Source organism: Methylophaga sp. (assembly GCF_030651745.1).
Window position 1 is genome coordinate 25,366 of record NZ_JAUSCC010000126.1, and the last position, 8,930, is coordinate 34,295.

At 47.4% G+C, this 8,930-nt stretch carries 10 protein-coding genes; all 10 read right to left on the minus strand.

Annotation, left to right across the window (positions count from 1 at the left end):
* Positions 1 to 39: 39 nt before the first annotated feature.
* Positions 40 to 357, minus strand: a complete 318-nt coding sequence (traA, locus tag Q7V21_RS14760) for a TraA family conjugative transfer protein (RefSeq protein WP_304918013.1) — start codon at positions 355 to 357, stop codon at positions 40 to 42.
* 179 nt (positions 358 to 536) lie between these two features.
* Positions 537 to 1,028: a type IV conjugative transfer system lipoprotein TraV gene (traV, locus tag Q7V21_RS14765; protein ID WP_304918014.1), complete on the minus strand. Its 492-nt coding sequence runs from the start codon at positions 1,026 to 1,028 to the stop codon at positions 537 to 539.
* Positions 1,003 to 1,788 carry a DsbC family protein gene (locus Q7V21_RS14770; RefSeq protein WP_304918015.1) on the minus strand — a complete coding sequence of 262 codons (786 nt, stop codon included), beginning with the start codon at positions 1,786 to 1,788 and terminating at the stop codon, positions 1,003 to 1,005. The genes traV and Q7V21_RS14770 overlap by 26 nt, the downstream gene beginning before the upstream one ends.
* 15 nt (positions 1,789 to 1,803) lie before the next feature.
* A complete protein-coding gene (locus Q7V21_RS14775; protein ID WP_304918016.1) occupies positions 1,804 to 3,360 on the minus strand; it encodes a TraB/VirB10 family protein in 1,557 nt (518 codons plus the stop codon).
* Positions 3,361 to 3,377: 17 nt separating this feature from the next.
* Positions 3,378 to 4,457 carry a type-F conjugative transfer system secretin TraK gene (locus tag Q7V21_RS14780; RefSeq protein WP_304918017.1) on the minus strand — a complete coding sequence of 360 codons (1,080 nt, stop codon included), beginning with the start codon at positions 4,455 to 4,457 and terminating at the stop codon, positions 3,378 to 3,380.
* Positions 4,458 to 4,466: 9 nt separating this feature from the next.
* Positions 4,467 to 5,099, minus strand: coding sequence for a TraE/TraK family type IV conjugative transfer system protein (locus Q7V21_RS14785; RefSeq protein WP_304918018.1), 633 nt, complete (start codon positions 5,097 to 5,099; stop codon positions 4,467 to 4,469).
* A gap of 8 nt (positions 5,100 to 5,107) precedes the next feature.
* Positions 5,108 to 5,389 carry a type IV conjugative transfer system protein TraL gene (traL, locus tag Q7V21_RS14790; RefSeq protein ID WP_304918019.1) on the minus strand — a complete coding sequence of 94 codons (282 nt, stop codon included), beginning with the start codon at positions 5,387 to 5,389 and terminating at the stop codon, positions 5,108 to 5,110.
* 1 nt (position 5,390) lies between these two features.
* The gene (locus Q7V21_RS14795) at positions 5,391 to 6,038 is read right to left on the minus strand and encodes an OmpA family protein (protein WP_304918020.1); all 648 of its coding nucleotides are present in this window, start codon (positions 6,036 to 6,038) and stop codon (positions 5,391 to 5,393) included.
* Positions 6,022 to 6,573 carry a transglycosylase SLT domain-containing protein gene (locus Q7V21_RS14800; protein ID WP_304918021.1) on the minus strand — a complete coding sequence of 184 codons (552 nt, stop codon included), beginning with the start codon at positions 6,571 to 6,573 and terminating at the stop codon, positions 6,022 to 6,024. The genes Q7V21_RS14795 and Q7V21_RS14800 overlap by 17 nt, the downstream gene beginning before the upstream one ends.
* 200 nt (positions 6,574 to 6,773) lie before the next feature.
* Positions 6,774 to 8,462, minus strand: coding sequence for a conjugal transfer protein TraN (gene traN / locus Q7V21_RS14805; RefSeq protein ID WP_304918022.1), 1,689 nt, complete (start codon positions 8,460 to 8,462; stop codon positions 6,774 to 6,776).
* Between the last annotated feature and the right edge of the window lie 468 nt (positions 8,463 to 8,930).

Sequence of the window (8,930 nt, forward strand, 5' to 3'; positions counted from 1 at the left end):
CCTATCGCCCGTTCTGAACAACGGGCGACAATTCTGGAGTTAGACCAAAGCGGTAACAACACCGCTGATGACGGTTGGGCCGTAGTAGAGCGCCAGAGCGCCACCAATACCGACCACAACAGACACGATAGATTGGTTGACGATACCGGCAGACAAACCCACCATGAACATGCCCAAGGCAATGATTTTACCCAAGGTACCTTGAGTCCAGCCGACCAACAGCGTGTAGATATCGTTGAACTCGGTACCGCCAGTACCGGCCATTACTTCTGGTCCGAATGCGGACACCGCTAAAACGGCAAGGACTAACAGAGCTTTTTTCCACTCAGTAGAGCACAGGCTTCTTGATTGATGCATTGAACAACTCCAAAATTACGCTTGATTGATTGACTCATTACTTGCAATTAACGAATCTTTGATTATGCTCCGGGGCTCTGCTCCGGAACGGCGTTTATTGTTCAATAAAAAAGTGTTAATGATAAGCGCGAAAGAGATCAATTTTAGGTGGTCTTTCGCTGGGAAAATGAAAGGCGCGTTTATTTCGTGCTTTTCGATGGCGTAACAGCCGAAAGCGGGCGTTGTGCGGTGCCGGGCGACTTAAATTGATCGCCCAAATTCCACCGGCGGCTTTCAATTTCCGTATATAGGTAGCCGTCCGCGTGCAAATCACCTTCTTCGTCCTCCCAGGGCGCCATCCATATCCGCATCACTTTGGCCTGCGTCCTGATAGGAATCGGTTGCTTGATACTGGGTACTGCAACCTGACTTGCATGCGATTGTCCGGAACGGCTGTCCGGGTTTTTTTTATTATCGGATTTGTCATCTTCCGATACCATCTTCACAGTGTCCGATGATTCGGTGGCCTGATAGACTTCACGCGCCGACATGCAGCGGACACCCTCAATTCCGCCAGGACATGAGAAATCACCCTGGCCAACGCCAAGGAAGGAACAGCCCTGCAAAATACCCGCTATAGCAATGGTTGCCAGTTTCAAAAAGCACTTATCTACCATTAATTTCGTCTTCAAGGTCTTTCTCCAGTAAAGTTTTGAATGATTTTGCCCCGCCTCTGAATGTGTTATGAGAGGGCAGGAAAATGAATGGTACCCCTTGAATATCAAGGAGCTTGGTTGCAACCACCGCTTTCTGCAAGGGCTTTAGGTCACAAGCACCCTCTTCACGCACAAGTGCCGGGAGTTTGGAATAATCCTTGGCGATAAGACTTTTTAACGATTGCGCTTTATCTTTGTTGCAGATCAATTTTTTGCTGATTTCAGCCGACTCTTTACCCAATACCGGTATCAGAACCAGCCTGAACACATACTCTTTGCCCAGAGGCTCAAGCTGCCCGATTAAATCATGACAATAATTGCATTGCGGATCGACAAAAATCACCACTTCCTTTTTGCCGGTGCCTATCGAAAATGTTGAAAGTTCAGTGGGATTTAAACCGATTTTTCGCAAATCCACTTTATCAATACCTTGGGTATCGCCCACCGAGCCGATAATTTTTCCTTGCCACATATCGATCAGCTTAAAGTTGCCGGCCACTACAAAATGGCCGTTGTCCGATATCAAGAAGGCATTATTCCCAGCCTTGATCATTGACAGACCTGTCACGGGCAATCTTTTTACCTCGTCAACACTGCGCATAATATCTTTGACCTCTGCCGTCATCTCCCCGTCAGTCTTTGCTTTTGTCGATTGCGCCGTGGCCTCAGAATCAGCCGCTTGTGATTGACCAACGATTCCCATCAGTACTATTAAAACTCCTAATTTTTTAATCATTATATTCACCTAAAATTAACGTCCATAACCACTATAAGCCCCTCGCGAACCAACTCCGTACTCACCGTCAAAACTTCCCATTCCGCTGTGCCGACCACCGTTGCTGCCCATCACATTTCCACCGTATCCATTCTGATTGCCGTTATAGATGTTGTTCGCGCTTCGCACCCCGTCTTGCAAATTGGTACCTTGAACCGACTTCGGTTTAGGATTGAGCGACATGCCGCGAATCATAACGAAATCGACCTTTCGTCCAGCATCAACCTCGATAATTGGGAATATGTTTTTCGCCATTTCCAGATAGTAATCGGCAATTTGCTCGGCTGCGCCTTTGACACCCCCCATGACCGCCTGACCGGCCAACATTTCAGGCGATGGATATTGGAATGTTTGAGGTTGACCTGGAATCGCGTTTGTTTGATACGACTGGACCCTCTGTGGTGAAAATGCCTGAGAAATACCGGAAACGAAACCCGCTAACAGTGAGTTTCCGATGATTTGTCCGTTTTTGCTGACAAGACGACCTCGGATACCGGCTTTACCGTCTTCTCCAACCGAATAGGCGTCCATTGCTGTTTCAATAATGGCGCCGTCTTTCTTCACGCATGAGATGCGCTCCGCTCTCATATATGCACGCTCGGAACTCAGGTCACCGTAACCGCTGGTAATCAGGAAACACTCGCGTATATCCATCCGGTAGCGATTCGGCAAAATGGCGTCATGCTTCAACCGCAACAGCGCTGGGAAAGGATCCTGTTTGGATTGGTTTGACGTGGGAGCGTCCAATCCGGTCACCAGTGTGCCGCTCAAAATACTGCCGGCAGGCAAGAATATGTCTGCCCCCCCAGTATTACTGGAGGCTTTTTTGATATTGACGAACTCGGTTATTTTTTTGTCGCCGGTCTTTTTGGTTCCATTCGTGTTATTGGCCCCGTTGGTGGTTTTACCGTCTTCCCCGAAACCGGTGACCACGCGAATTTTAGGGCCTGTTACGACAGGCGCCACTGCATTCTCGGCCATTGTTGGCGGCTGCTGACCTAATAGCTCTGGTTGTGCGGATTCGTATTGGCCCCTTGTTTTCCTCTTGCCATTTGATTTGTTGTCCAAGGGCACTTCGGGCAGAGGTACCTGGTTTTTCAACACGTCCTGCGCGTCTTCGAGTTTTTGGTAAAGCTCAGTCGTTTGTTGAGCCAATTTTCCAGTCCGCTTATCCAGTTCGTCAGATCGCATTTTGATCAAATCAGAGGCGTCGTTAATCTTTTTTTCCTGCCGCTGGAATATCGTACGGATATCCGAAAAATCTTCGGTCAACTTTTTGATTTTTCCGGCCATCGCATCGATTGAGACATCCCTGGGGCTTTTGCCGTTGAACAGCGTGTACTCAACCTTTCTGGGTTTTTGTATGAAATTTTTTGCAGTATCATCGGACGTAGCGGTTATCAGGATCGCGGCCACGACAAATAGAGCTGCGCCGCCGCCAATAAGTATGAGATGTTTGCGCTTTGAGGGATCCAGTGTTTCATACCATGAAACCAATTTTTCTTGGGGTGTTTTCTTTTCAAGATCGATCACTTTTGGCTCCTGATTGTTCACAGCAAGGCGGGTCTGACTTCTTCGCCGCTTTTTCCTTCCGGCAAGCGCATCAGAATAAATACCTCGGTTTTTTCACCGGGCTCCAGGCGAACCTTCGGCCACGCGGCAACGGCCATAATGTTTTCACCCGCACAAGTAGCTTCTTCAAAAACATTGGCTGCCCGTCCATTGTTTTGCGCAATCATGACCAGGATTCTGGCGTCGTGTCCCGACAGCAACTGACCCGGCATAAAGCTTAAATTGGCAACGTGGCAAATAGATGCAGTGCGAAGCTCATCGGTCACTTCTTCCAGGGTAAATCCTTGAGGAATTTGTTGTTTAGCCAGGTTTTGCATGATGGCTTTGATTTCAGCGACATACGGTGAGTCCTGGCGAAACAGCTTGTCCGTTCTCGATGATGCCGCTTCGGTTGGCGACGCTTTGCTCGGATCCTGCTCAATTCTGATTTCTACCGGCGTCACCAGCTCCAGAGGCTCCAACTGAAGAGATGCCGCGCTCCCGGTTTCCGTGTCGGAAATAAACAGGCTGACAGGCGTTTCGGAATCGGTAGCGATATAAACAGCCGAACCATCTATCTTGGTCTCAACATTGTCAACAGTCAGTACCTTGGGATCCGCATACGGTGTAACTATCCGATTGAGCTTACCTTTGGCAATGACGATAGTTTCCGTTCTGCCGGGTTTGGGTTTGATGGTGATGCCTGATGACTGGAGACTCATATCGAATGCCTTGTCTTTAGCCGACGCCTTTGTTGTTTCAGGCGCTTTATCAAGAATTTTGGGTCTTTTCTTTGGTTTTGGGGTGGACTCCGGGGCTTGAGCGGGTTCCGATGGCGCAGCTATCTCGGCGGATTGTTGATTTTGATCCTGCACTTCAGGGGTTCCGTTAACCATCGGCTCTCTCATTTGATTCGGATGATTCGGATTGATATGGGTGCTTTGCCCCCCGGCAGAGCCTTCCTGGTAAGGCACTAACCCGCTACCATCAATGGCCTGAAACGGAAGTTCCGGTGGAAGTTCGTTAGCCAAGGCTGTTGATGCCCAGACTATTGAAATAAGCAATGTTTTTACGTGCATTGATAACTCCTAATTTTTGATCAGTTTTTGACGTTCTTCTTCAACTTTATTTTTCACTTGTTCTTTCTGTAGAACGCTTAGCAATTTGGGTATGCCTGCATAAGAAGCCATTTGCGTAATGATCGGCGAGTATTGCTGGACATCAATTTTAAATTCAAAAGTTTGGTCGGTTGGAGTGGATTTACCACCTGCGCCCGTCATACGGTTACGCCCCGTTACAAAGACCTTGTCTGTCTCTGGTTCGTAAGCCACCTGGACGACCTCAAACGTTGAAGACACCTTTTCCTGCTTCAGTATTTCGAGTTCTTGAGTAATTTGTTCGGTGACAATTGATCTGATGTCACTGGTCACCATGCCGACAAACGACTCCAGAACGAAGTTGGCGTTTTCCGGTGTGACGTTTCCAATCAACGTCGCCGTGTACATCGCCCAGGCTTTTTTGTAACCCTCTGACGCCTTGTTCTTGGCGATCTCTGATTTTTCTGATAGACCGGGCGGAATTAAAATCACCGCAGTATCCTTTTTCAGCCAGCCAATCAGTGTCAGAAAATTCAGCGCCATCAGGAAAATGCAAACAAACTTCAGGAATCGATTCGATGCCTGCAGGCTAAGCCAGGTCGAGGCAAAATTTTTGTAATCCATGTTGTGTCCTAAAAGAATCGTCGAATGAATGCCAGTGGTTTTGATGTCGGCGGGGATTCTGAACAGCCAAATCCTGCATACCAATACAGTATGTGTAATAGGAACCCATTGGCTTGTCTGTCTTTGATCTTACGGTAGAACTTGATTCCAACCAGCCCCGTCACCAGCAATACGCCAAGATAATTCACCATGATGCCAACACCAAACATGATGGCGAGCAGTATGAATTCGTCGAATTCCCAGAACAGGATTTGTGGGGGGTCGTCAAGGTAATTAGGTATGTCTTTCATTTCAGTTACCTGTTAGTGGAATTATGTCAGCGCGACGATTTTTTGCTCGATGCTCTTCGGTGTCGTTAGGCTCTAACGGAAAGTCATCACCAAAACCCTTGTGTGAGATTTTTGATGGTTGAATTCCGTGCTGAATGAGATAGTCACGAACGGCTTTGGCACGCCTGGTTGATAATTTGTTGTTGTATTTCGCCGATCCTTTCGAATCGGTATAACCTTCGACTCGAACATGCATAAGGCCGGGCGAATCGATTCGATGCAGGAAGTTATTCAGCTTGTCCAATTCGGACACCGGAATCGAAGCATGGTCAAACTCAAAAAAAACTGTTTCGGTCTCCGGAATGGCGTTGTCCGTGACGGGTGCCAGCGCGAATGACTGCAACTGCGGAGTTACGGCTTGCTCAATCGCCTTTTCCTCTCTAGGAATAGAAAGCGCATGCTGAAATCCTCCCTGGACAATCACCTGATTTTGCGAGCCATTAATGTCCTTGTAATCCAGATCGGCAACAACGGGAGGTAAATAGGCGGTTATCATTATCTGTTCGCAGTCATCGCCAATTGTCTTGAATGGGCGGGTTGAGGTCATTGAGCAACCCGAAACAACCATAATGGCCAGTATTGCGATGGGCAGTTTATTGAAGCTTTTCATTGATAATTTTCTCATAGTGTTTAACGTGTTTTACATAGGCTTTACCCCGCGCCGGATTCGATGGAGCGTGGTAGTCGGCTACGGTTTTGCTGACGTTATTTTTTGTGTTGAGATCTTTTAGATAGCCGGCGGCTACGGTGATATTGGTTTTGGGGTCAAGCAGTTGCGTGTCATTGGCTACCTTGTCGCCATGCCAATACAGATTGACCTGCATAATCCCTACATCGACATTTCTAATGCCTAGCCTGATTAAATGCAGCAGCGCCTGTTCTGCGGCTTGCTTGTTGGCGTATCGCCTGGCGCCGGGCTTAATGCCGTGTTTCCCTTCATTGACGTTCAGCGTCCACGGCCAAGGCCGAAATGTTCCGTCACGCCAGCGCATTCCGCTTTCATGGACAGCAATGCTGTATAAGGTCGCAACATTAATGCCGGCATAGTTCGCAGCGCTGCCCCAGACGCTGTTTTTCAGGCTGGGGTTCGAATAAACGGGACTCGAAAAAAGTATGGAGATTGCTATCAAGATTATTGTTTTCATGACTGCTATATTAAGCGGTCAAAAATAATTACGTCGGGTCGAAAGACGCGGTTTTTCGGTCTCTTTTGATTTGCATTACTGGTATTGCAACGAAGTTATCCACAGAATCTGTGGATAACCCTGTCGAAAGGAGGGTGACTTTGCCCTATGAAGCCGATTAGTACAGGCGTTTAAACAAAATAACTAAACTTTGGTCAGTCTCAAAGATTGTCCAACAAATGCTGTCTGATGGCATCAATATCACTGTCTTGGGTTTGGGTATTTAAGCGATCTTGAGCGTTAGTATTTTGAGTGTTAGGCAGTTTGCCTTTGGTGACGTTGGCTTTATCGTACATTGAGTCGGCTGTCAGGCTGCCTTCAGGCAATTGATTTGAAATTTTCATCATATCGATCCATTCACTAAAATCCATTTTGTCAAAATCCAACTGGGATATTTTATTAATAGAAAGCCCTTCGCATGTCGGCGCTTTAGGGTCGCCGAACGTTATGCCCAGCTGTGGCCTCGCCTGTTGTTGAAATATCCTGGAAAATGGACTGCTAAAACAGCAATACGCTTCTTTTCTGGCAACGCAACCAAAGAGTGTTTTAGATGAGCAGTAGTTGCCAATTTCGCTGGCCGAGGTGCATAATCGTTGCTGCTTGAGCATATTTAGTTTAACTTCTTCCTCAGTGCAGGCAAAAATCAGCTGCACAACCATTTTTGCGATCTGGTAAATCGCATAAATAATGCCGACCACTGTGATAATTGAAGACAGCATTGATCCGGCCGTTGAATACGTGGTTGTCGTAACGGTCCCCACAGTAGTTGATGTAGCTGCCAACAATGTTGATGCTGCGGTTTCTCCAAATATAGACGCAATCCATTCCCCCATCCACTGCACAACTTGTTGTTTCGCGGCTTCTATGCCTAAATTTGTGCCTATTTCCTCGCCCAGCATCGATGCTACAGAATCATACATGGATGTAAAAGGCTCAGTGACGGCGCTCCAGGTATCCGTGATAATGCCAATAGGCGCCTGAAGCACAGAACCGGTAGATACCATATTCCATGCGCCAACCATATCCGTAAGAACAGCTCCGTTTTCTGCGATGGAATAGGCTTCAACAGAGGTATCGGCCAGCTCCCAGGTATTGGTTGCCAACCACATGTAATCGATCCAACTGCCTTGGATCGGCATGTTGCAGCAATCGACCTGCCCCAAGATGGATAGATCAGCCATTTGACATTCCATGGGCTCGCCGGCAAATAAAGCACAATCGCCAGTGGATGGGTTGCAGCCACTGCTTTGTTGTGCCTGATTGAGCGTTTGTAATGCGGTGGCCGCCCGAATAAAATCCTTGTTCGACTCGGTTTTTTGATCGACGCATTCCCCTCCCATGCAGCGAATACCGCTATCGCAGATAGTTTTTTCACCGTCATTTACTTGATCGCAGTTCGCTGGCGAGTCAGTGCCGCAGTCATACGTGATAATGAATTCCTGGCATGTTCCTGTTATTGGACTTATAGCTCCATCCGCACAAGTTTCACTAACATATTTGCACTGCGGATTGGACGTCAATTCATCACAGCTGGTATGTTCGTCCAGGTTGTAATCGTATTCGGGGCAAACCTGATACCCGTCCTTGTCGGTAAAGCACGGTAACGTAATATGCCCTGGGACACGCGTTTCCGCTGAATAACAAATAGGCGCCGGCGGTGTTGCTGGTGGATCAGGCAAAATAGGGGATAAATATTGTGCCCAATCCTGTGTGGTAAGCGTTACTGAACCAGTTACACGAGAGTTTGATGCATCTGTGCATGCCCACCAATCCGTCGACGCCTGATCGTTTAACGATCCTGTTGATACAAAACCTGGTGCCGTTCCATCTACAGGCCAGGCATTAAACATATTTTGTCGGCATCCGGCCGGGTTATCAATGAACTGTTCAGTAATATCCGGATCAGCTTCTACCTTTATCAAAGAATAGCCTTCACCGTTACCACCAACGATTGTTTCTTGTCTTATGACTACCGTCCCGCCTGCTACCGCATTTTTAAATTCGGCAGTAATGTCGGTGCCTGGACTTTCATCCCAGCTTGTGCCTAATTCACAGTTTCCGCCCCATCCTGAGCCGCCGGTAAAAACCGGATTTTCATTAGCAAATATTCTGGTTTGGTCATCATATATGACCCTTGCAACGGTGACTTTTTTAATAGCTTCAGGTCTTAAAATAGTGAAACTAGTGTTTAATTGCGTAAATTAGCTATTGTATTTTTTATCTGACTACCCTGTACCTCTCTTCGGCGCCATTTAAAAGGTTGAGCCTTCTGATTATGCCTTACGATAAAGGCCTCAATCGCACTCTTTAGCTCCTCA

Bases quoted from the DNA above. Each gene is read 5' to 3' on its own strand.
- traL (WP_304918019.1), bottom strand. From the start codon at position 5,389: ATGAAAGACATACCTAATTACCTTGACGACCCCCCACAAATCCTGTTC.
- Q7V21_RS14770 (WP_304918015.1), bottom strand. From the start codon at position 1,788: ATGATTAAAAAATTAGGAGTTTTAATAGTACTGATGGGAATCGTTGGT.
- Q7V21_RS14800 (WP_304918021.1), bottom strand. From the start codon at position 6,573: ATGAAAACAATAATCTTGATAGCAATCTCCATACTTTTTTCGAGTCCC.
- Q7V21_RS14795 (WP_304918020.1), bottom strand. From the start codon at position 6,038: ATGAAAAGCTTCAATAAACTGCCCATCGCAATACTGGCCATTATGGTT.
- traN (WP_304918022.1), bottom strand. From the start codon at position 8,462: ATGTTTAATGCCTGGCCTGTAGATGGAACGGCACCAGGTTTTGTATCA.
- traA (WP_304918013.1), bottom strand. From the start codon at position 357: ATGCATCAATCAAGAAGCCTGTGCTCTACTGAGTGGAAAAAAGCTCTG.
- Q7V21_RS14780 (WP_304918017.1), bottom strand. From the start codon at position 4,457: ATGCACGTAAAAACATTGCTTATTTCAATAGTCTGGGCATCAACAGCC.
- Q7V21_RS14785 (WP_304918018.1), bottom strand. From the start codon at position 5,099: ATGGATTACAAAAATTTTGCCTCGACCTGGCTTAGCCTGCAGGCATCG.